This is a genomic window from Thermanaerothrix solaris (assembly GCF_032334255.1).
GTDB classification, from domain to species: domain Bacteria; phylum Chloroflexota; class Anaerolineae; order Anaerolineales; family Anaerolineaceae; genus Thermanaerothrix; species Thermanaerothrix solaris.
In genome coordinates, this window is the sequence record NZ_JAUHMF010000001.1 from 760,285 (window position 1) to 782,046 (window position 21,762).

A 21,762-nucleotide genomic window follows, 5' to 3' on the forward strand; every position below is an offset into this window, starting at 1 on the left:
GCACCTCACCCTTTCACAGCATAGTCTCTGGGACAATGCCCAGGCGTCGGATAGCATCGCGGGCTGCCGATTTCGTTGCCGCATGCTTGCTCGATCCGCTCCCCCACCCACACACCTTGCCATTGATCAAGACCTCGACCTCAAACACTTTGGCGTGTTCCGGGCCATACACGTTGCGGGTGATATAGCGCGGGGCAGCCAACCCCTGGGACTGGGCCCATTCCTGTAACAGGCTCTTAGGATCTTCTACGCGGTAATGCAATAACACGTCTTCAGCGGCTTCTTCCAAAAACGGGGTTAGAAACGATTCAACGGCTTCAAGGCCTTGATCCAGATAGAGTGCTCCAATTAAGGCTTCGAATGTATCACAAAGCAATGAAGGGCGGTCCCGCCCTCCGGCTTGGGCTTCGCCACGCCCGAGCCGCAGTGCTCGACCCAGGTCAATCCGCCGCGCGAACTCGGCCAGTTGCTCGGTATGCACTAGCGCTGACCGCATCCGAGTTAGATCGCCCTCGGGCATTTCCGGATAGCGATGATATAACCATACCGCCACCAGGAAATCCAACACCGCATCCCCCAAAAACTCCAAGCGCTCATTATCCTCAATGGCTTCGGGATGCTCATTGAGATAAGAGCGATGAGTAAGTGCACGGCTTAGAAGCAGCCAATCCTTAAACTTTAGTCCCAGGCGATTCGCAAGTTCCTGAGGAGATTCGACCTTCTCTACAGGTGTTTCGTTGCCCACGTTTAACCTCCTGCCAGGAACCCGAGAAGCGCAATCCCCTTACCCTATAGAGGTAAGCGATTTGCGTTCCTCCGGTTCCGGTAATTTTAAGCGCCATATTTCAACCCTGAACCGGTTATCACTAGAACAATCGGTTCCGGTAACTTCACATGCAACCGCTCTAGCGCGGCCCAAACCAGCGCACTCGTTGGTTCCACATACACGCCCTGATGTGCCAAAGTAATAAACGCCTGTTCAATTTCGGGCTCTTCAATTGCCACAAAGGTGCCACAATCGGGGGTAATTTCTCGTAACAGGGCTTCTAAACGTACCGGTTGGCGCACTCGAACGCCTTCTGCCAGTGTTGGACGCTCTTCCACTGTCAACTCGTGTCCACCCCTCCGATTTTGAAACGCGCTCACCACTGGCGCGCACGCTGCGGCTTGCACACCCACAAAATATGTGGGTTGAGAGATCACGCCGCTTTGCCTAAGCGACTGAAACCCCCGCACGATCCCGAGTAAGAGGCCACCATGTCCCACCGGAGCAATAACCGTTCCTGGTGCCTGTCCTCCCAATTGTTCCCATACCTCATAGGCTATGGTCGCGATTCCGGGCAAGCCAAACGGTAAGTACGCATGACTGGCATAAACTGCTCCCTGCTGAACGGCTTCCAGTACCGCCTGCGCCGCCGCCGATCGAGGGCCCGGGACTCGCACCAAGGTTGCTCCATAACGTTCAATCTGTAATCGTTTCGGGCCAGAGGCGCTTTCCGGCACATAAACCACCGCCCGCAAACCTGCCCGTGCCGCATAAGCCGCAAATGAAGCCCCTGCGTTACCGGAAGAATCCTCTACGGCCTCTTTCACGCCTCGCGCCAATAACCAACTGACTAAAACAGCGCTGCCGCGATCTTTGTACGAGCCACTAGGGTTCAGGGACTCCAGTTTAAGATATACTTTGTTCCCAGCAAAAGGCAGGGGCACCAAAGGGGTGTTCCCTTCTCCCAGCCAGAGCACCTCAGCCGTGGAAGGTAAAGCTAGGGTTGACCAATACCGCCAAAGGCCCGGGAGATCATGACGCAAATTGTGGGGACTAAAGGGTGGCGGTGAATCATAATCGTAAACACCGCCGCACTGCGGGCAACGGTAAGGCACTCCCTCATCGGGATATGGAACACCGCAAAGGGTACATACAACGCGCCCCATTACCCTACTCCCCCCGCCTGGGATGGTAATGCCCTTCCACCCAGGTTTCACCCTGTGGCCCAATCTCTTTCTTCCATACCGGGACAATCTCTTTCAACCGGTCAATGCCATAACGCGCAGCTTCAAATACTCCCAAATCACGGTGTGCGGCGGCACATGCAATGGCCACGGTCGGGCTACCAGCTTCAAGGCGTCCAATACGCTGTATCATCGCAATCCCTTGCACTTCAGGCCAACGCTGCCGTATTTCATCCGCAATCTGGCGCATTTTGGCTTCAGCCATGGGAATGTAGGCTTCATATTCCAAGGCAACCGTCTGATGTGGCTCGCCACGTTGAGTCTCTGCACGCACAATTCCTGTGAAAACGCAGACAGCCCCGGTGCTGGGTTGGACAATTTGGGCAACCAATGCATCCAAATCCAAAGCAGCATCCGACACTGCTACAATCGTTGGCCCTGCGCCGCCACTCACTGGCGGAAAGAGGGCTACTTCGGCTTCATCGTCTAAGAAATCCTCATCACTGGCAAAAATCTGGTTAACTGCTACGATGGCGTTTTCCAATCGTTGGCCTAATTCTGGAAAGCGAGATTTGAGAGTTTGCTTTAAGTCCCGTACTCGCGATCCTCGAGGAAGATTTAGAACCAGGTGACTAGTGCCGACAATCTCACGTAAATGGGCAAAGAGAAGTATCTTTAGGCGAATTAGAGATGTTCCTTCTGGATGAGAATCACTCATTGATAACATCGCCACTTTGCCCACCGTGTTTTTCAACCAAACGGATATTCGTAATTTGAGCGGTTTTCTCGACCGCCTTTACCATATCATAGACAGTTAAAGCACTGACCGCAACAGCCGTCAACGCTTCCATTTCCACACCAGTCTTAGCTGTTGTGCGCGCTGATGCTGTTATCACTACACCGGGAAGCGCATCTTCCAGAGTCAAGGTGACTTCCACCTGATGAAGCGGAAGAGGATGGCAGAGCGGGATCAAATCCGCGGTCCGTTTAGCCGCCATGATCCCTGCAATTTGCGCCACGGTGAGCACATCCCCCTTTTTCATTAAACCCTGTCGGATTAAATCCAAAGTTTCGGGTTTTAGCCTCACCTCTCCTTTGGCTATGGCAATGCGCAACGTTTCGGGCTTCGCCGAAACATCCACCATCCGCGCCCGTCCCTGTTCATCCAGGTGCGTTAGTGATTTATCACTCATACGCTCTTATTATACTTGTTAACGGAGAGACAGAAAGGCTCAAGCCTCATTCTTACCCATCATAAAAATGCTATAATCCAACCTGCTATGACCGCTTCTGCGATCCACTCTGGTGCGTCCTACACGGTTATTACCGATGTATTCCAAGGACCGCTTGACCTCTTGCTGTATCTTATCGAGCGAGCCGAACTTGATATCACCCGTCTCTCATTGGCCCAAGTCACCGATCAATACCTCGAACACCTCAAACACCTTGAAGATCATGATCCCGAAGAGGTCTCAGCCTTCTTGGTGATTGCAGCCCGGTTGCTCCAAATCAAATCAGCGGCACTCCTTCCCCGTTCCTCCTTAAATGAGGATGCTAACCAAGTTCCCGAAGAAGAACCCGCCAATGAAGACGACCTGGTGGAACAATTAAAGCGCTACAAACGATTCAAAGAAGCCGCTGAATATTTACACCACCGCGAGAATCAAAACCTACGCACCTATACCCGGAGTGCTCCCCCTTTACTTCGTCACCTCAATCTTAAACCCCACCTGGAAGGTCTTTCTCTTGAAGAACTGATCCTCGCCGCACGCCATGCCCTGACCCAGCGCACCTCTCCCGAGGCGCTTGAGAAAGCGGTCATGCTTCCTCGGATCACAATTCGTCAGAAAATTACCCATTTACTGCAAACACTGCGCCAAATCCCTCGCATCACATTCCGTCATCTCCTGGGACAACGAACCACCCGTACCGAGGTTGTGGTGACATTTCTGGCTATGCTGGAACTCGTCAAACAGCGCCTGGTTATCGCCCATCAACCCACACTCTTTGCCGAGATCGAAGTAGAGGCAACAGGTGAACTCCCTGATGAGCAGTCTCTAATCTTGGAATTCGAGGATTAAGCTGATCCAGCGCGCGTTACCCGTTCGCTAATTTCGTCTAATTTTGCCACCTCTTCATCAGAAAGACGCCACCCCAATGCCCCTAAATTCTGCTCAGCCTGAGCCCGATTTTTTACCCCGGGGATTGGCAACGCCCCCTTACAAATGACCCAGTTCAGCGCCACCTGTGCCGGCGTACGCCCACCATGGGCAACCCCAATGTCTCGTAACGCCTGCAACAAGGGTTGAATTCTCTTCAAGTATTGGCGGTTATAGCGCCGTCCTCGGAAACCTTGAGGTGGGTTTTCCGGCGTGTATTTTCCAGTCAATACCCCCATTGCCAATGGACTGTACGCAATCAACGCGATCCCCAAATCTCGGCATGCTTGCATAACCTTATTCTGCTCGACGCTTCGATCCAATAAATGATATTCCACCTGATTTGAGGCCAAAGGGATACCATGGCGGGTTAGGGCTTCATAGGCGCGCATCATTTGATCGTAATTGTAATTAGAAACGCCCACCGCCAGCGTCCATCCGCGCTGAACAGCTTCGATCATGGCTTCCATCCAAACCTCAATTCGCACCGGTGGTAATGGCCAATGGATCTGATAGAGATCAACCTGCTCTCGCCGCAGGCGCTGCAGGCTGTGCTGAAGCGCACGCAGCAAACCCCTTCGACTCAAGCGCCACGGATATGGCATAAATTTGGTTGCAATACGCACCGGACGTTCCAATTCAGCAACAAATTCCCCCAGCAATCGCTCAGACAACCCCTGACCATAAACTTCTGCCGTATCAAAAAAAGTCAAACCCGATTCAACGCAAAAACGGAAGGTTTCTTTTAAGTCCTCCCGTGAATATCCACGCCCAAATCCCCACACCAAACGATCTCCCCATGCCCACGTGCCTACACCCATTTCAACCCCTTCAAAAACCGGATGCCGAGAATAGATGCCATCCGTCATAGTGCCTCCTTACATGTTGAATGGTAAATTCATTACGAATTATATAGGCAATCTTACCTCGCACCCTTGCCGAAAACCTTTGAAGTTCATAGAATGATAACCATGAGCCAAGAGGACGTCTCACCCATTCGTCAGCAGTACCTCGAGATAAAGCGCCAATACCCACACGCTATTTTATTCTTCCGCCTGGGCGATTTTTACGAGACCTTCGATGAGGATGCTGAAATCACAGCCCGTGAACTCGATATCGTGCTTACCTCACGAAATGTGGCCAAAGGGGTACGCGTGCCCATGGCCGGCATCCCCTATCACGCCGTTGAGAATTATCTCTCCCGTTTGATTGAAAAAGGTTATCACGTTGCGATTTGTGAGCAAGTGGGCGATCAACCCACTCGCGGCTTATTTCCACGCCAAGTCGTGCGGGTGGTAACCCCGGGCACAGTCGTTGAGCCCACCTTACTTAAGAACGATTACAACAACTACCTTGCCGCACTCATTGCTCAGGACAACGCTGCCGGTATTGCCTATGTAGATATTACCACTGGCGAATTCCGCGCCACCGAGTTGAGCGGTGAGCATTTGGAAACCCTGCTTCGCGCCGAACTTGCCCGCATTCAACCGGCCGAGACCTTGTTGCCTGAACATCAGGCCACTTTCGGTGAGATCATCCCTAATCACCTTACCCTACTCCCTGCTTGGCGCTTTGAAACCGCACGCTGTCAGGAAATCTTGAAGACTCACTTCGGGGTTGCTGTGCTGGATGGGTACGGTCTCACCAAAAAGCCCCTGGCCATCGGTGCCGCCGGCGCCATTCTTCAATACCTGCAAGAAACCCAACCCAATGCCCTAAAACTGCTCACCAGCCTTTCCACTTATACTCCTTCAGATTTTATGCTTTTAGATGCCAATACCCGGCGCAGTTTAGAACTCACCGAAACGATGCGCCAGGGCGAAACCCAAGGGTCACTATTGAGTGTATTGGACTACACCATTACCCCCATGGGACGGCGCTTACTCCGCCAATGGCTAAGTAAACCTTTGATCAACCCCGAAGCCATTCGCCAGCGCCAAGACATCGTTGCCTTTTTCTTCTCCCAGGGGATGTTGCGCGCCGAATTGCGATCTCGATTAAAGGGTTTGGGTGATCTGGAGCGGCTCACCAATCGTGTCGTTGCCGGTCATGCCGGACCACGGGATTTAGCAAATTTGCGCAGTATCCTGCGTGGACTGCCCGCAGTACATAGCCTTTTTGAGGGAGCCCTTCCTGCACCCCTCCAGATGGTGTTCGATCATCTTCACTTAGAATCCGCCTTGTGTGAGAGGTTAGAAGAAGCTTTGGTTGACGAACCACCCGCGACCCTTCAAACCACTGGCATTTTTCGCCCCGGATATTCGGCAGAATTAGATCAGATCATCCAAGCCTCTCAACATGCGCGCGATTGGATTGCCAACCTGGAATCTGCCGAACGCGAACGCACTGGCATTAAAACACTCAAGGTGGGTTACAACAAAGTATTTGGGTATTACATTGAGATTTCACGCGCCCTTGCCTCGCAAGCGCCTCCGGAATACATCCGCAAGCAAACTTTGGTCAACGCGGAGCGGTTTATCACCCCGGAGATGAAAGAATATGAGGCTCTCATCCTAAATGCTGAAGACCGTATCCGTGAGATCGAAACTCGCCTTTTCAAAGAATTGTGCCAGGAAGTCATAGCCGTCAGTCAGCATCTCTTGGAGACTGCCCAGACTTTGGCTGAACTGGACGTTTATGCCGCTTTAGCAGAGGCAGCCGCACTAAACGGCTACACCCGCCCCGAAATCACCGATGATCTGGCTCTGGATATCCGTGAGGGACGTCATCCGGTGGTGGAAAAAATGCTTAAGGGTGAACGGTTCGTCCCCAATGATTGCGTTTTTGAAGAGGGCGAGGTCATCCGTATCATCACCGGTCCAAATATGAGCGGCAAATCCACCTTTCTACGCCAGGTTGCCCTGATTGTGCTGATGGCACAGATTGGTTCCTTTGTCCCTGCCGCCTCCGCCCGTATTGGGTGTGTGGACCGCATTTTTACCCGCATCGGTGCCCAGGATGAAATTTTTGCCGGTCAATCCACATTTATGGTGGAAATGACCGAAACGGCCAACATCCTCAACCATGCCACCCAACGCAGTTTATTGATCCTGGACGAGATCGGACGTGGTACCTCTACCTACGATGGGCTTTCAATTGCTTGGGCTGTCATCGAATATTTACATAATCACCCACGGTTACGTCCAAGAACGCTCTTTGCCACCCACTACCATGAGTTAACTCAATTAGCCGATCTCCTCCCCGGGGTGCGCAATTACAATGTGGCTGTGACCGAAGCTGAAAACCGTGTAATTTTCTTGCACAAGATCGTCCCTGGGGGAGCAGATCGTTCTTATGGTATTCATGTGGCGCAATTGGCCGGCTTACCCCGCCCGGTGATTCAACGCGCCAGCGAAATACTGGAACAACTTGAACGCACATCAGGACGAGCGGTGTCTTTCAATCCTGCTCTTCCTCAGCAATTGACCCTCTTCCCCGAGACCAATCCCTTACTCGAAGAATTGAAAAGCCTCGATCTGAACGTACTCACCCCTTTAGAAGCCCTCAACAAACTCTATGAGTGGCAGAAAAAATATTTAGATTCAAAATGAGTGTAAGGGGGACATTTTTCAATGGTTAGTCGGGCGAACAGTGACTGGCCGAGCTGGCTGGTAGAACTCAACGAATGGAAACGGCGCTTGTGCTGCATAAGCATAGTGGGTGGTAAAAACATCGGCAGCATTCAGAGAAGTCGTATTACTCCGCACCCGTGCCAACGCATTCGCCGTTTCAGTATATAAATCAACACCGGTAGCCAGCGTATTCCACCATACAGCCTGCGCCGCATAACGCACATTGATTTGGGGTTCGGGGCGGCCAAAATCCTCGAAAAACCATCCGCACGAGGTATACATGCGCTGTTTGTTGAGTTGTGCGCGCAGCAGATAATCCACCTGACGTATCACCCGTTCCTTGGGAATCTCTCCACTCAATTGAAAGAACAAGTCACTTAGGGAAATGCGTCCGAGCAATACGTCAATGTAGCGCCAAACCAACCCCCAGGGATGGTGAAGATAGCGCCCTAAAACTTGCACGTATAAGCCATCCAACTGCTCACCCAAACGGTGTAATGCTTCCCAAAACGGGGCTTTCCACTCACTCTGTGGTGTACAATCGCAACCTTGAGACCATCGGGCAAGGTGATGACCACAGCTCCATGACGTAGCCGATTGTATGGCAATCTTATGCCGGGGTGGGTGATCCTTCAACCATTCTCCCAAATAGGTCCTTTTCAAGAGGCCAGCCTGTGTCTCGGTCAAATGGGCCAAAAAATGATCCCGGAATGGCTGGTGATGGCCGTATACCTCACCGTCGGAGGCAATCAGGATCAAACGCTCGTGCCCCCCTCCGCAAGCAGCGGCTTCCATCACCAAAGTACGAAAACGATCCGCATTCGAGGTTGACGCGGGATCAAAACTGACCCGCGTACTCAAATCAGAATGGTAGAAGAAAAGAGCAAGGCGCTTCTCGGAGCCTTCCCACCAATAAGGCTGAGTTACGTCCAAACCGGGTTCTGCTGCTTGCCAGGGAGCTAAAATAGTGAATTGAATCCCTAATTCCGCGCACAAAGCCAGCGTATCCTCATCCACGGCAGTCTCAGGTAGCCATATTCCGCTGGCAGGATGACCAAAGCGATGTTCAAACGCCCGCAATCCCCATAGAATTTGGGTCTTTCGATCATGCCACGGTAATAGGGGCAAAATTACATGAAAATACGGCTGGGCTAATCCGTTACCCACTCCTCGCAGCCGATAGTGCCAGCGTTCTTGTGATACGATTTTCGCCAGCGTAATCGGGTCACAACTGCTCATCCAATTGAGTAGAGTCGGACCAAAATCAAACGAGATTCGCCCGAAATTACCCAGTTCAGCATTGGGCCGATAACAATGGGCATGAATGCGTTCGTTCCAATTACGAAATGGTGCTGCTCCGCTCTCTTCTGGGATTTCTCCGGTAATAGGATCCTCACGAGGGGGTTGGTAAAAATGCCCATGAATACAGAACGCTTGAAGGGTCGTCATGCTTCCTGTACTCCTAGTCGTTCTGGGGAGGATTTCTTTAACCCGCTCAAGAATCCAATTTGTTGGTGAAAACGAGCCGGGATGATGCCAAAGATCCGCGGAAGATTTTCCAGGGAGGTGGTACGATCTGTGGACAAATAATCCAACCAGTAAATGGGCATCGGAAAACCACGCCATTGATCCAGGATCAAAGCCAGTATTTTAAGATTTCCTAAGGGCATATGGATGATCCAGCGCTTTAAATGCAGGGCTGTCATGAGCACATCCACCATCTGACGCAGCGAAAGGTACTCGGGACCGCCTATCGAGACCACTTGATTTTCCAAAGGAGGATATGTCAAGGCTATATCCAGGGCTTCCACGAGATCACCAATCCAAATGGGTTGCATTAACATCGAACCATCGCCGGGCATCAAAAAAATCCCCGGCGTTCGTCGTAAGAGAGTGGCTAATCCAGTGACAAACTGATCGCCTGGACCATAAGCGACTGCCGAACGGATGATGGTATATGGCACACCACTGTTCATGATTAGGGCTTCAGCGATCCCCTTGGCTTTTAGTAGGGGAAAAGCCGAAGCCCGATCTGCCCCCAAATGGCTAAGATACACAAACCGTTGCACCTTGGCTTTGGCGGCTGCTTCAGCCAGGGCGCGTGTTGCCCGAACATCCACGCGTTCGAATGAGGCCCGACTGCTTTCTCGTTCGGCACCAATTAAATGCACCACATGTGTCACCCCTCGCAGTGCAGCCGCCAGTGCCCGTTCGTCTCCTAAATCACAAACCGCGACGTCTATCGCAACTCCTTTGGGCAGACGGAAAGGTTTACCCCCTGGCCTTAAAAGCAAACGCAACGGACGCCGTCGTGACACCAAATGTCGCACCAACGCCTGACCGACGAACCCCGTTGCACCCGTCACCAGGATCATGTTCAGTATTATTATAACTCTGAATGTCCTAATATCTTAAGGCTGACACTCGTGTCCCTTCTCAAAGAGAAGGATAAGGTTTGCGTTATAATCGGCTTGGGAGGTTCTAACTGTGATGACCACAATCATGACCAACTTATACCAACGTCTTCATTCCGCTGGTCTGGATGCTCTGGTTCTTGTGCCTGGGCCCAACTTTTTTTATCTCACTGGTCTCAAAATGCACCTTTTTGAACGCCCTATAGCCTTGCTCGTCATACCAGAAGAACCGCCTCGTTTGATTTTACCGGCCTTTGAAATGTCCAACTTAAAAAACAGCGCTTTACCCCTTCAACCTTTTCCCTATCCAGACGACCCTACTGCATGGGAAATAGCCTTCAAGCAAGCTGTTCAACCCTTAGTAGGGAAACCCTGCCGCATTGGGGTTGAACCCACCCGCATGCGATTCCTTGAACTCGACTTACTTCACACCGCCCTGCCCGCCGCTGCCTTTGTCTCCGCAGAAAACCTGCTAGCCGAACTTCGCATTTGCAAAACTGAGGCTGAAATCTCTCATCTACGCAAGGCGGTCGAAATCGCACAAAACGCCCTTCAGGCAACCCTGGCGATCATTCGCCCAGGGGTTACCGAACGCGATATTGCCAGCGAACTGCACATTCAACTCTTGCACGCCGGTTCTGATCCCAATCTGCCTTTTGATCCCATTGTTGCCAGCGGGCCCAATTCCGCCAATCCCCATGCTGTACCCGGGGAACGTATCCTCCAACCCGGGGATATCGTATTGATTGACTGGGGAGCTACCTGGAATGGGTATTGTGCCGACCTGACTCGGGTTTTTGCTCTGGGAGAAATTCCCCCTGATCTCAAAATTGCCCACGAAATTGTCCTCAAAGCGAATCAAACCGCCCGTTCAAGCGTCCGCTCCGGCATCCCTGCTGGCGAAGTTGACCGTACGGCACGGGGTGTTATCGCGCGAGCCGGATACGGAGACTTTTTCACCCACCGCACCGGTCACGGCATTGGGCTAGAAGCGCACGAGCCCCCCTATATATATGCCGAAAGCACCTTGGCTCTAGCCCCTGGCATGGTTTTCACCATTGAACCCGGGCTTTACTTCCCTGGTTTGGGAGGAATACGCATCGAAGATAACGTCGTAGTAACCGAGGAGGGTTGTTTGACCCTCACCGATTTTCCACGCGACCTAATAAATCTCCTTGCATAACTGCAAAGGAAGGTGTCTCTATGGTCCTGATGTCCGAGGCTCAACCCTTCTTTTTCCCTCGTGGTCGCACGGCCTGTTTGCTGATCCATGGATTCACCGGCACCCCCAAGGAAATGCGAAAATTGGGGGAATACCTGGCCGATCTCAACTACACCGTTCTGGGTATTCGTTTGGCGGGACATGCAACACGCCTAGAAGATTTGATGCGTTGTCGCTGGGAGGACTGGCTAGCCAGCGTCGAGGATGGTCTAGCCTTGCTTCACGCCAACTACGATCAAGTTTTTGCCATCGGACTTTCAATGGGCGGCGTGCTGGCACTGCTGGCTGCCGCAAATTATCCGCTCCACGGTGCGGTAGGCTTGTCAACACCCTATGACCTTCCGCACGATTGGCGCCTGCGCTTTATTCGTTGGCTGAAGCATCTTCTTCCCACAGTACCTAAAGGTACACCGGATTGGCATAATCCTGCCCTGGCTAAAGATCATCGCGAATATCCTGCTTATCCTACCGCTGGCATTGAACAGTTAATGGGTTTGCTTGCTAAAATGCGCCAGGAGCTTCCCCTTATTCGCATACCGGTACTGCTCATTCATTCACGACAAGACCGCGCAGTATCTCCCGAAAACGCTATTCGCATCTATGAGCATCTAGAGACCCCCGAGAAAAAACTCATCTGGCTCGAAAACAGCGGTCATGTCATCACCTGCGACACCGATCACCCCATTGTTTTCCACGAAATTGCCACTTTCCTAAAAACTTTTTCGGTTGTTGAGACATCCTCATGACGCGTGACCTGGCTTTGGTGATCATTTCTTTATTTGCTTGGGGAATTGGCGAGGGAGCTTTTACGTTCTTTCAAACCCTCTATATGGAAACGCTTGGCGCCACACCGGTAGCCATCGGGGGAATTTTAGGTGCGTGGGGGCTCGCCATGGCGCTCACGCAACTTCCCGCCGGTTATCTAACAGATCGATTTGGGCCGCGCCCGCTGATGTGGTTTTCATGGATCATGGGCACGCTAGCCGCTGCGCTCATGGCTTCCGCTCATACCCTAACCGGCTTCGTAACTGGCTTGGTCATCTACGGCCTTACTTCATCCGTGTTGGCACCGATGAACACATATATCACCGCCGCGCGCGGCACTTGGACGCCAGCCCGAGCGCTGAGTGTGGCTTCGGCCAGTTTTACCCTAGGTGCCGCGCTTGGACCCATGGTCGGTGGATTCATAGCACAGAACTGGGGACTACGCTATATATATTTATTGGGCTTTGTCACCTTTGTGATTTCAACCTTGCTGGTTCTTTTCATCCGTCCCATTGTACCCACCCAACCAGCGCCAATGCCCGCCTCACTGCGCAACCTGCCTCTAAACCGCCGCTTTCTCTACTTATTAGGGTTTAATGCGCTTGGGATCTTCGCCTTATACCTTGCCCAGCCCCTTACGCCCAATTTTCTAACCGCTTACCATCATGTCACCATGGAACAGATAGGCCTTTTCGGAAGCCTTTGTAGCCTGGGAACAACGGTTTTATCCCTGCTCTTTGGTCACCTTCAACCCACGTCAGGGGCTAATATCGGATTGACAACCGGCATCCTTTTCGTGCTCCTAATTTGGTTGGGTCGCTCCCCTTGGTGGTTTGGTGTGGGTTACTTCCTCTTGGGAGGTTTCCGGTTTTATCGGGCTATGATCTTAGCCTGGGCACGTTCTCTGGTAAATGACCGGCAAGTAGGTTCCGCTTTTGGTTTGATCGAAACGATTAATGCATTAGGGATTGTAGTTAGCGCTGGGTTGGCTGGATGGCTTTACCAACATTCTCCTCTCTCAGTTTACTGGGCTGCGCTAATCCTGGGAATCGGCACACTCTTTATCAGTCATCGTTTAGGTACTACTGAACGCTATCGTCCTGCCCCAATGCTGGTAACTAATCAGGGGGAGGATTAAACCCATGCTATTGATCCGTGAATTCACCTTAGGACCACTTGGTAATAACACGTATTTATTGATCGAACCCACTACGCGCGAAGCGGTTATCATTGATCCTTCTTTCGAATGCGAAAAAGTTTTAGTGGTTCTACAACAAGAAAACCTTCACTTATCGCAAATTTGGATCACTCATGCCCACTTTGATCACATCGCCGGTGTTCAAACCCTTTCCGATCAGATCCCTGGCCTCGTGATTGGCCTTCATCCCGACGACTTTCCTCTTTGGCAAGCCCAAGGCGGTGCACCTTGGTTCGGTTGGACTCTAACTTTGCAGGTTGCCCCCAACTTGAATTTTGACCATAAGCAAACGCTCCAACTGGGTAGCACCCTGATTCAGGTGCTTCACACACCCGGGCACTCACCAGGACACGTGATCTTTTATATCCCCTCGATGGAACTTGCCTTTTGTGGCGATTTAATCTTTTATCACGGTATTGGCCGTACCGACTTGCCAGGTGGTGATTTTGACCAACTAACCCAAAGCATTACTCATCACATTTTTTCGCTCCCCAATCAAACCCGCTTATTCCCCGGACACGGCCCTGCAACTTCTGTCGGCGAGGAACGCTATAACAACCCTTGGCTTGGTAAAAGCGTATCCAAGAATTCAATTTAGAGGTAGTGGAGGATCCTATGAATCGAATCCCCGGTTGGATCATCATTGCCATTTTACTCGTTGTGTCATGCTGTTGCCTGAGCCTGATTGCCATAGGTGCAGGGAGTGCCCTTTTGTTCCTTTCGCCCTCCTCCTCGTACACCCCTACGCCAATTGTCCACTATGAAACACCGTCCCCAGCACGTAGCAACATCACCCCCCACCCAACATTGGCTAATTTTAGTCTCGATGGCGCATCTGAAACTCTCGAACGTCTGCGCAACACCATCGTACCCAACCGTAACTTGAATGACTTGGCTCGCCGCCTGGAAGGGAAGCGTTTTATCCCTTCCGTCCAGCCAGCCAAGCCCTATCGCCAAGGGGATCGTGAACAGTTTTGGGTTGCCAATGTAGATACCAACCAAAATTTCAGTATCGCGGCTCATCTTGCCTATGTGGCCAACTGCGCCTATTTTTGGATCGAAGAAGGTATTGAATACCGCGAATCAGATTTACAAGACCTGGCCGAAACATTTTGTGATCATATCTATCCCACAACGCGCGAGTTTTTCGGGAGTGAATGGAACCCAGGGATAGATAATGACCCACACATCTATATCCTCTACGCCTCCAACCTGGGCAATTCTGTAGCCGCCTATTTTTCATCATCGGATTCGGTCCACCCACTAGCCCAGGAATATTCCAACGCCCACGAAATGTTTATCGTCAACGCTGATAACACCCCATTGGATGATCCCTATACCTACGGGGTGTTGGCGCACGAATTCCAGCACATGATTCACTGGTACCGCGACCGCAACGAAGAATCCTGGCTCAATGAGGGGTTTTCAGAACTAGCGGCTTTCTTGAACGGCTATGATCCGGGTGGATTTGACTATCTCTTTGCTCGAGATCCTGATCTCCAACTCAACGATTGGCCCAATGATCCGGATGCCACAACGCCCCATTATGGCGCGTCTTTCTTATTTGTGGCTTACTTTTTAGACCGCTTCGGTGAACGCGCTACCCAGGCTTTGGTTGCTCATCCTGATAACGGCATGGACAGTTTGGATGCGGTACTTACCGAACTTGGGGCAATTGATCCAATAACCGGTCAACCCTATACCGCAGACGACGTCTTTGTGGATTGGACCATAACCAATTACTTACAAAATCCCTCCTTAGAGGATGGGCGATTTACCTATTATCGGTACGAAACACCGCCTATCTTTACCCCCACCGAGACTCTCCAACAATGCGCTCCCGAAGAAATAACCGGTACCGTTAACCAATATGGTGCTGACTACATCCAAATCACCTGTCCGGGACGCTTGCGCCTGCGCTTCGAAGGCAATCAGGAAGTCGGCGTTCTACCTGTTGGAGCCCACTCCGGCGATTATGCATTTTGGTCGAACAAGGGCGATGAATCCGATATGACCCTGACCCAAACTTTCGACTTTACCAACGTGCAAGGCCCCATTACCCTGACGTACTGGACCTGGTATGACCTTGAGAAGGATTATGATTACCTGTATTTGCTCGCTTCCGAAAACGGTGAAGATTGGCAGATTCTAACCACCCCCTCATGTACGACCGATGATCCCTCAGGCAATTCCTATGGCTGTGGCTATAACGGAAAAAGCCAGGGATATATCCAGGAGAAGGTGGATTTAACCCAATTTGCCGGTAAACGAGTCACCTTGCGCTTTGAGTATGTGACCGATGCCGCGGTCAACGGCGAGGGTTTCTTGCTCGATGATGTGGCTATCCCGGCTATTGGTTACTTCAGCGATTTTGAACGCGATGATGGCGGATGGCAAGCCAAGGGGTTTGTGCGGATTCAAAACCGATTGCCTCAAACCTTTCGCCTTACCCTGATTCGGCAAGGTCAAAGGACCATGCTTCAACCTCTTACGACGGATGAGCACCAAAGAGCAACCTTTGAATTCACCTTGAATGAACGCGAAACGGCCACCCTGGTCATCAGCGGCACCACTCGCTTCACGCGCCAACCCGCTACTTATCGCTTATCGGTGGAACAGCGTTGAGATTTTGGGGAGCCCCCTTAGGGTGTGCTTTGGGTGCTCCCCCCTTTGCGCAATCGTTCTAATTCCTGTTCTAACTCACGTCGGCGTGCATTAGCCGCCTCGCGAATATCGCTCAGAAACTTCTGATAAGCCTGGGCGATTCGCTGCTGTGTGTTTGAGCCTGGCTCTGGCGCCAGAAGTAAACCGACAAGACTACCCACAAACCAGCCGATCAATAGACCCATTAAGAAACGTCCAATTTGGCGCATGGCTTATCCTCCTTTGCTGCTGTATAAACCCAAAATTTTAAATACCCATGGTGCCCCTGCAGTAACCCATGCTCCGATTATGACATATCTCAAGTACCGTAAACCCATTGCGATAAAACTCCCCTCGCTCACACCCAGACTGGCCAGAAATTGATCAAAAATCAGGCCCAACCCAATGTAAAACAGCCCTATTCCCGCAATTCCCAGAGCATAACGGAGGGTGCGCTGGATCATTGTGCCGCCTTTGGGGTAACCTTGCCAGTGATGGGTAAGGATAACCCATCCCCCTAATGCCCCTAACCATGTCCCGGCAATGGTCACCAGGCCAGAAAGCGAAAAAGGTTCGAGGCGGATTAATCCGATCTTGCTTTGTGCCACAGCCACCCACTCGGAGGGTATCACCCAAGACCGATTAACAAAAGTTATGCTCCATCCCAATACCAGAATTAATCCCGAAGACAACACGACCCAGAATAGTTGGGTACCTAACCTCAACCTTTGCCACCAACGCAAAATGCGCGGTTCAAGCCACAGGAACCCAACCAGTAAAACAGCGCCGATTAACCACCCCACAACCACATCCCCCACAAAATGGACCCCTAAATATACGCGCGAAAGTCCGATCAAGATAATGACTAGGCCCATGAGCCACTTCAAACTTTTGGACTTGACCAGCGTCGTCCCGAATCCCCATAGGCTGGCAGCATTTTGCGCATGTCCTGAGGGAATACCAAAGGAAGTCTCCACAGCCCAGGCTTGAACGCGGGGATCCACCCAAAAAGGTCGCGGGGCATGAAATAAAAATTTGAAATACGTATTGAACGCTCCACTCAGTAGCAATAACAACGCGAATCGCAACCCAATACCGGCATCTATGCACCAGAAGATCAAGGGCATGACCAGCATATAAAACTGCTCAGTGCCTAGGGTCGAAAAAAATGTCATCCAGGGGTTCAGCCATGATCCTAAATTTTGGAAAGCGACCACCCAGGTGACTTGGTTCATAAATCGGATACCTCTAGTATGATTTTCTTCCTAGGTAATTGACGAACGCACTCTAAATATTGTACACTCGAATTATGGACAATACGAACCAACGGTGGTTTTCCTTTCCGAGCGGCGTTTGTCTATTGGCAATACTAATCACAGCCGCGTCTCACATGGGGGGAACCGGCTGGACCGAACATCTCGAAAAAATACCCCAAGCCGCACTTGCAGGCGGAATCTTGGGGCTGGTTATAGGATATAGCCGCTTTTCTCGCCGCGTTGCCACATGGATTGCCATCGCCTATACTACCTTTTTCATCCCTTGGCAGTTGGGATTGTTGATCACCGATGCGACATCTTGGAACGAGCGCTTGACAATCCTATATGCCCGCCTCTATTGGTCAACCCAACAATTTCTCACCAATCGCCCGGTAACTGACCCTCTCCTATTTGTCGCAAGCATGCTCTTGCTCTTTTGGACCATCAGTTTAAGCGCCGGTTACTTGCAAACGCGCTATGGTCGCCCCTGGCTGCCCCTTCTTGTTGGCGGCATATCTATTGTCGTCGTGGATATCTACCATCCCACCCTAGGTCAAAAAGGAACCGCCTTAGCCACCTATATCGTTTTGAGCCTGCTCTTGCTTACACTTTTGTACTACCAGCGCAACGCTACCCAATGGGAGCGCAACGCCACAGCCGTGGACATGGAAACAGAGTTCAACCTGGGCAAGTGGGCCTTAGGGCTCGCCGTAGCCATGGTGTTCCTCGCTTGGAGTGGCGCCAACCTCACCGCTTCAGTAATCGAAGCCCCGGAAGGATCTGAATGGTTGCGATCATCCTGGATCTCTCTGCGCAAGCGGATGGAAAACCTTTTTGCCCCACTCCGGGGACCAGCCGTTATTTCTGTGCAAGTCTATTCTTCAAATCTGAGCCTGGGTACGGGGGTTTCGGTATCTGAGGATGTGGTTTTCACCGCCCAAGCGAGCCAACCCCGTCCCGAAGGGGCTGTCTATTACTGGCGAGCCTATACGTATGATGAGTATCGTAACGGAATTTGGAGAAACACATTCGAAGCAGAAGAGCCTTTTGAAGCCGGCGAGTTTCTTACGTCTCCAAACCTCTACCGCGACCGAACAATGATTGAATTTTCCATTAAGGTTCAGCGCCATCTTGAAACTCTTTTTGCCCCTGCTATTCCTTTGACAATAGATCGCCCTGTTACTGCACTTATTGACCAGCGCCCGCTTCCAGAAGTACCACCTTTAGAAACCTTGGCAATCAAGGTAGAGCCACTGCTCAACCCTGGCGAACGCTACACGGTTCAATCATTGGTTGCCAATCCCACCGAAGCCGACCTGCGTGCTGCCGGGCGCGACTATCCGGACTGGATTCGCGAGCGCTATCTCGATGTCCCAACCCCATATTCGCTTTCAAAACTAGCGGGCATGATCGTGGGCGACTTGGATAATCCTTACGATCAGGTGATGGCCATTACCCGCTACCTGCGTGAGAATTATGTTTATTCCGCTACAATTCCGACCCCACCCCGGGACCGCGACCCCATTCTATGGTTTTTATTCGATTTGAAACGCGGTTTTTGCAATTATTATGCGACCGCTGAGGTATTGTTAGTTCGTTCCCTGGGTATTCCAGCCCGCCTTGCCGTTGGCTACGCTCAAGGTGAACCCGATCCAACGAACACCCAATTTACAGTGCGCCAGAAACACAGCCATGCCTGGCCTGAAGTTTATTTTCCCGGCATAGGATGGGTTGAATTCGAGCCCACGTCAGCCCAACCTCAAATTGTTCGTCCTTCTGGAACCTCATTAGAAGAGGCACTTCCACCGCCAGTTGCTAACCCGGTTGCTCCCAATACCCGCGAATTAGCCGAGCAATTCAACCGCCTTGAAGAGGCAGAGATTGACAGGAATAACACACTAACCCCATCTCCACCTCTTGTAGCCTTCATCCAACGTTTATGGCCGTTTCTCTTACTTGCTCTTGGCGTGCTTGGGCTAGTTTACGCCGTGCTTCGCCTGGCGCAGACCGTGCGCACCACCCCCGAGCGTTCACTCCCGGTTTATCTCGAACAGCAATTGATCAACCGTGGGTGGCATGCACCAGGGTGGCTGCGTTTTTGGGCGAATTATGTTCGATTAACCCCTATGGAGCGGTTATTCCTTCAATTCGAATTGATCAGCCATATATTTCATTCGATGGCTCAGCCCGGTATGACCGCCGAGGAACGAGTTCGAGCGTTGGTAAAACATTATCCTTGGTTAGAAGCACCAGCCACGCGCTTCTTATCCGAATATGAAAAGGCCATCTACAGCCCTTATGCTTCGGACTTAACCACTGCACGCCACACCCTAAAAGATCTTTGGCGCGAAGCCATACGATACCGCTTTAAATTCAAAACGCACCCCGATGCCCCGGAATCAAGCCATCTTTAATTAGCCGGCAGGACATTTAATCCCACACCTTTTGGATCAAGCACAACACCTGCTGTAACCCCAGTGAGACACTTTCGACCTCAATAAATTCTTCCTCAGTATGCGCACGCCCACCACGCGCCAGGCCCAAACAGATCGCCGGGTACCCCTGGCTTAGCGGAGCATTGGCATCTGTAGAGGCCTGCTCCAGAGTCGCCTCAATGCCCAAAGAAGAAAGGCAGTGTATTGCTTTTTGCACGAGAGGATGAGCAGGCGGGATCTCGCCCGCTGGACGGTTTCCCATGGGGATGAAATCAATTTCTGTAGTTTTGTTCCATCCGCGGTAGGAATGGATTAATCTCTGTATTTCGGCTTCAAGATGCTCTAAAGACTTGGCGGCTTCACTGCGCAACTCGATATCCATCCAGGCTTCAGGTGCGCGAGTGTTCACAGAAACGCCCCCTTGGATTACCCCAATATTCAATATGGTGCGCGGTGTAGCGGGCAATCGCAATTGCAAAATCTCGTGTGCCAAAGAAATCAAGAGATGAATAGCTGACGTTGCTTCTCGCTGAACCCAGGGATGCCCTCCGGGAGTTTGAACACGCACGCGAAAACGGCGCACCGCCAATGCCCGATGCACGATTCGTCCTAAACCAATGCCTTCGAGAATAATGTAAGCCACCGGCTGAGGCCCAAAACGTTGCACGATGGTTCTCATGCCCCTTAAGTCCCCATGCCCTTCCTCACCCACTGTGGCTACCAACCATACGTTTCCCGGCAGACTTAAGTCCAACTCCTTCCAAAAGCGCCCCAGGCCTAACAACGTAGCTAAACCCAAGGCATTATCCCCGATGCCTGGGCCGATAAACCGCCCCTCAACCTCCCGCAAGAGAAGTGAGTGAGTTTCTGAGATCACCGAATCCAGGTGGGCGGTCAGAACCAACGGGGCTTCTTTTCCCCCTGCTAAATAGGCCAGCACATTGCCCACATCATCTTGCTCAACTGCAAGCCCCAATTGTGCAAACTGTTGTTTTAGGTAATTTGCCCGCCGAGTTTCGGCCAGCGACGGGGCCGGAATGGCTTGAAGCGCCCGGGCCTGTTCAAGCACGTAAGCGCACATCGCCTTAATCAAATCGGAACAAATCGGTTCTTTCACAGCACACTGACCGCATCCCGCAGCACATCAAGGCGGGCACGTGCCAGACCGGGCAGCGCATCCAGGGCATAAAATGGGCCACTTCCTTCGATAACCAGCGAGGCAGAGATATTCCCAAACAGGACGGCTTCCAACGGATCATACGTTTGGCGATACCCGGCCAGGAACCCGCCACAAAACGCATCCCCTGCTCCGGTTGGATCCACCACCCGTGCGGGGTAGGCAGGAATGGTCCAACGTTTCTGACTCACACGATCATAGAGATACTGACCAACTTCACCGCGTTTAACCACGACAAAATCACAACCATAAGCCGCAATCCCCTCAGCCATTTCCCACAAGTCAGTACTCCGTCCTTGAAACAACCGTCTCAAATCATCCTCTGCCACCAGAAAGGCAGTAAGATCACGGATCAAAGAGGGAATGCGTTCCCATAACGCTGGGTGCATATACGCACTCCCTGGATCCAGGGTTATGGTTGTGATGTTACCCTTCCGCAATGCCGAAGGAAGCAGCGAGTGGCTTAGGTAATCCATGGGTGCAAGATGAGCCGCCGTAGCCTCCAAATAACTTTGAGGAATATCGTTCAGGCGCAAAGTCAATGGCGTTGGCTCTTCATGATGATTATGACCCTCGGTGGACGGAGTATAACCCAGCAAAGCTTTAGGGATCGGGATACCACGTTGTGCAAACCAGCGCATTGGATTAGAAACCCCCTCACTCTCATCAGCACTACAAATCACCCGCCGCAGATCAAGTGCTTGCGGCAAGATACGAACTCCTTGAACATCAAGACCGCGTTCGGTAAACTCATCCAACCATTCTTGGGGATAATCCTCACCTACCCGACTAATAAGCCCAATGTCCTTATCCCAGATTAAGACCCCCACTGCCGCATACAGGGCACTTCCCCCCGGCACATCCAGAGCAGGTTTTCCTTCCAGCGGGAGAATAAAATCACGTTGAAGGCGCCCTGCAATTACATAGCGCAGATAATGCGATTCCATTTTTCTCGTTTTCCCCTCTTCATC

The 21,762-nt window shown here is 51.7% G+C and carries 19 protein-coding genes; 8 read left to right on the forward strand and 11 right to left on the reverse strand.

Features of this window, described 5'->3' with window-relative positions:
• Positions 1–13: 13 nt before the first annotated feature.
• The 4 genes from rnc to moaC form a co-directional block, all read right to left on the reverse strand.
• Positions 14–745, reverse strand: a complete 732-nt coding sequence (gene rnc, locus QYE77_RS03435) for a ribonuclease III (protein WP_315623958.1) — start codon at positions 743–745, stop codon at positions 14–16.
• A gap of 86 nt (positions 746–831) precedes the next feature.
• Positions 832–1,932 carry a threonine synthase gene (locus tag QYE77_RS03440; RefSeq protein ID WP_315623959.1) on the reverse strand — a complete coding sequence of 367 codons (1,101 nt, stop codon included), beginning with the start codon at positions 1,930–1,932 and terminating at the stop codon, positions 832–834.
• 4 nt (positions 1,933–1,936) lie between these two features.
• Positions 1,937–2,668, reverse strand: a complete 732-nt coding sequence (gene moaD / locus QYE77_RS03445) for a molybdopterin converting factor subunit 1 (protein ID WP_315623961.1) — start codon at positions 2,666–2,668, stop codon at positions 1,937–1,939.
• Positions 2,661–3,143 (reverse strand): cyclic pyranopterin monophosphate synthase MoaC, encoded by a 483-nt coding sequence (gene moaC, locus QYE77_RS03450; RefSeq protein ID WP_315623962.1) that lies wholly within the window; start codon positions 3,141–3,143, stop codon positions 2,661–2,663. Before moaC ends, moaD begins: the two co-directional genes overlap by 8 nt.
• A gap of 87 nt (positions 3,144–3,230) precedes the next feature.
• Here moaC and QYE77_RS03455 point away from each other — a divergent pair, with 87 nt between their 5' ends.
• Entirely contained in the window at positions 3,231–4,031 is an 801-nt protein-coding gene (locus tag QYE77_RS03455; RefSeq protein WP_315623963.1) for a segregation and condensation protein A, read from the forward strand.
• On the opposite strand, the gene QYE77_RS03460 is transcribed toward QYE77_RS03455, so the two are convergent.
• Complete coding sequence (locus QYE77_RS03460; RefSeq protein ID WP_315623964.1) at positions 4,028–4,978, reverse strand: aldo/keto reductase; 951 nt, start codon at positions 4,976–4,978, stop codon at positions 4,028–4,030. The genes QYE77_RS03455 and QYE77_RS03460 overlap by 4 nt on opposite strands.
• 102 nt (positions 4,979–5,080) lie before the next feature.
• On the opposite strand from QYE77_RS03460, the gene mutS reads away from it, so the two are divergent.
• Positions 5,081–7,660, forward strand: coding sequence for a DNA mismatch repair protein MutS (gene mutS / locus QYE77_RS03465; RefSeq protein WP_315623965.1), 2,580 nt, complete (start codon positions 5,081–5,083; stop codon positions 7,658–7,660).
• An 18-nt stretch (positions 7,661–7,678) separates the two neighbouring features.
• Here the strand turns inward: mutS and QYE77_RS03470 are convergent, their stop codons facing one another.
• Both QYE77_RS03470 and QYE77_RS03475 read right to left on the reverse strand, forming a co-directional pair.
• Positions 7,679–9,130, reverse strand: a complete 1,452-nt coding sequence (locus tag QYE77_RS03470) for a DUF3536 domain-containing protein (RefSeq protein ID WP_315623966.1) — start codon at positions 9,128–9,130, stop codon at positions 7,679–7,681.
• On the reverse strand, positions 9,127–10,056 hold the full coding sequence (locus QYE77_RS03475; protein WP_315623967.1) for an NAD(P)H-binding protein: 930 nt from the start codon (positions 10,054–10,056) through the stop codon (positions 9,127–9,129). The genes QYE77_RS03470 and QYE77_RS03475 overlap by 4 nt, the downstream gene beginning before the upstream one ends.
• A 115-nt stretch (positions 10,057–10,171) precedes the next feature.
• Here QYE77_RS03475 and QYE77_RS03480 point away from each other — a divergent pair, with 115 nt between their 5' ends.
• From QYE77_RS03480 to QYE77_RS03500, 5 genes are read left to right on the forward strand one after another with little or no spacing between them, the layout of a single operon-like run.
• Positions 10,172–11,278, forward strand: a complete 1,107-nt coding sequence (locus QYE77_RS03480; protein WP_315623968.1) for a M24 family metallopeptidase — start codon at positions 10,172–10,174, stop codon at positions 11,276–11,278.
• 20 nt (positions 11,279–11,298) lie between these two features.
• The gene (locus QYE77_RS03485; RefSeq protein WP_315623969.1) at positions 11,299–12,063 is read left to right on the forward strand and encodes an alpha/beta hydrolase; all 765 of its coding nucleotides are present in this window, start codon (positions 11,299–11,301) and stop codon (positions 12,061–12,063) included.
• On the forward strand, positions 12,060–13,220 hold the full coding sequence (locus QYE77_RS03490) for an MFS transporter (RefSeq protein ID WP_315623970.1): 1,161 nt from the start codon (positions 12,060–12,062) through the stop codon (positions 13,218–13,220). The genes QYE77_RS03485 and QYE77_RS03490 overlap by 4 nt, the downstream gene beginning before the upstream one ends.
• 4 nt (positions 13,221–13,224) lie before the next feature.
• Positions 13,225–13,878, forward strand: a complete 654-nt coding sequence (locus QYE77_RS03495) for an MBL fold metallo-hydrolase (RefSeq protein ID WP_315623971.1) — start codon at positions 13,225–13,227, stop codon at positions 13,876–13,878.
• A gap of 17 nt (positions 13,879–13,895) precedes the next feature.
• Entirely contained in the window at positions 13,896–15,905 is a 2,010-nt protein-coding gene (locus QYE77_RS03500; protein ID WP_315623972.1) for an immune inhibitor A domain-containing protein, read from the forward strand.
• A 17-nt stretch (positions 15,906–15,922) separates the two neighbouring features.
• Here the strand turns inward: QYE77_RS03500 and QYE77_RS03505 are convergent, their stop codons facing one another.
• A complete protein-coding gene (locus tag QYE77_RS03505; RefSeq protein ID WP_315623973.1) occupies positions 15,923–16,153 on the reverse strand; it encodes a YtxH domain-containing protein in 231 nt (76 codons plus the stop codon).
• A gap of 3 nt (positions 16,154–16,156) precedes the next feature.
• A complete protein-coding gene (locus tag QYE77_RS03510; RefSeq protein ID WP_315623974.1) occupies positions 16,157–17,158 on the reverse strand; it encodes a phosphatase PAP2 family protein in 1,002 nt (333 codons plus the stop codon).
• Between the two features lie 125 nt (positions 17,159–17,283).
• On the opposite strand from QYE77_RS03510, the gene QYE77_RS03515 reads away from it, so the two are divergent.
• Positions 17,284–19,593, forward strand: coding sequence for a transglutaminase TgpA family protein (locus QYE77_RS03515; RefSeq protein WP_315623975.1), 2,310 nt, complete (start codon positions 17,284–17,286; stop codon positions 19,591–19,593).
• 16 nt (positions 19,594–19,609) lie between these two features.
• Here QYE77_RS03515 and QYE77_RS03520 read toward each other — a convergent pair whose 3' ends face one another.
• Positions 19,610–20,731 carry a M20/M25/M40 family metallo-hydrolase gene (locus QYE77_RS03520; RefSeq protein WP_315623976.1) on the reverse strand — a complete coding sequence of 374 codons (1,122 nt, stop codon included), beginning with the start codon at positions 20,729–20,731 and terminating at the stop codon, positions 19,610–19,612.
• Positions 20,728–21,738: a carbohydrate kinase family protein gene (locus QYE77_RS03525; protein WP_315623977.1), complete on the reverse strand. Its 1,011-nt coding sequence runs from the start codon at positions 21,736–21,738 to the stop codon at positions 20,728–20,730. The genes QYE77_RS03520 and QYE77_RS03525 overlap by 4 nt, the downstream gene beginning before the upstream one ends.
• Positions 21,739–21,762: the final 24 nt, after the last annotated feature.

Coding starts and splice junctions, on each gene's coding strand:
- QYE77_RS03505 (WP_315623973.1), bottom strand. CDS start 16,153: ATGCGCCAAATTGGACGTTTCTTAATGGGTCTATTGATCGGCTGGTTT.
- QYE77_RS03490 (WP_315623970.1), top strand. CDS start 12,060: ATGACGCGTGACCTGGCTTTGGTGATCATTTCTTTATTTGCTTGGGGA.
- QYE77_RS03510 (WP_315623974.1), bottom strand. CDS start 17,158: ATGAACCAAGTCACCTGGGTGGTCGCTTTCCAAAATTTAGGATCATGG.
- QYE77_RS03480 (WP_315623968.1), top strand. CDS start 10,172: ATGACCACAATCATGACCAACTTATACCAACGTCTTCATTCCGCTGGT.
- QYE77_RS03500 (WP_315623972.1), top strand. CDS start 13,896: ATGAATCGAATCCCCGGTTGGATCATCATTGCCATTTTACTCGTTGTG.
- QYE77_RS03495 (WP_315623971.1), top strand. CDS start 13,225: ATGCTATTGATCCGTGAATTCACCTTAGGACCACTTGGTAATAACACG.
- QYE77_RS03455 (WP_315623963.1), top strand. CDS start 3,231: ATGACCGCTTCTGCGATCCACTCTGGTGCGTCCTACACGGTTATTACC.
- QYE77_RS03460 (WP_315623964.1), bottom strand. CDS start 4,978: ATGACGGATGGCATCTATTCTCGGCATCCGGTTTTTGAAGGGGTTGAA.
- moaC (WP_315623962.1), bottom strand. CDS start 3,143: ATGAGTGATAAATCACTAACGCACCTGGATGAACAGGGACGGGCGCGG.
- QYE77_RS03475 (WP_315623967.1), bottom strand. CDS start 10,056: ATGATCCTGGTGACGGGTGCAACGGGGTTCGTCGGTCAGGCGTTGGTG.
- QYE77_RS03525 (WP_315623977.1), bottom strand. CDS start 21,738: ATGGAATCGCATTATCTGCGCTATGTAATTGCAGGGCGCCTTCAACGT.
- moaD (WP_315623961.1), bottom strand. CDS start 2,668: ATGAGTGATTCTCATCCAGAAGGAACATCTCTAATTCGCCTAAAGATA.
- QYE77_RS03440 (WP_315623959.1), bottom strand. CDS start 1,932: ATGGGGCGCGTTGTATGTACCCTTTGCGGTGTTCCATATCCCGATGAG.
- QYE77_RS03470 (WP_315623966.1), bottom strand. CDS start 9,130: ATGACGACCCTTCAAGCGTTCTGTATTCATGGGCATTTTTACCAACCC.
- mutS (WP_315623965.1), top strand. CDS start 5,081: ATGAGCCAAGAGGACGTCTCACCCATTCGTCAGCAGTACCTCGAGATA.
- QYE77_RS03485 (WP_315623969.1), top strand. CDS start 11,299: ATGGTCCTGATGTCCGAGGCTCAACCCTTCTTTTTCCCTCGTGGTCGC.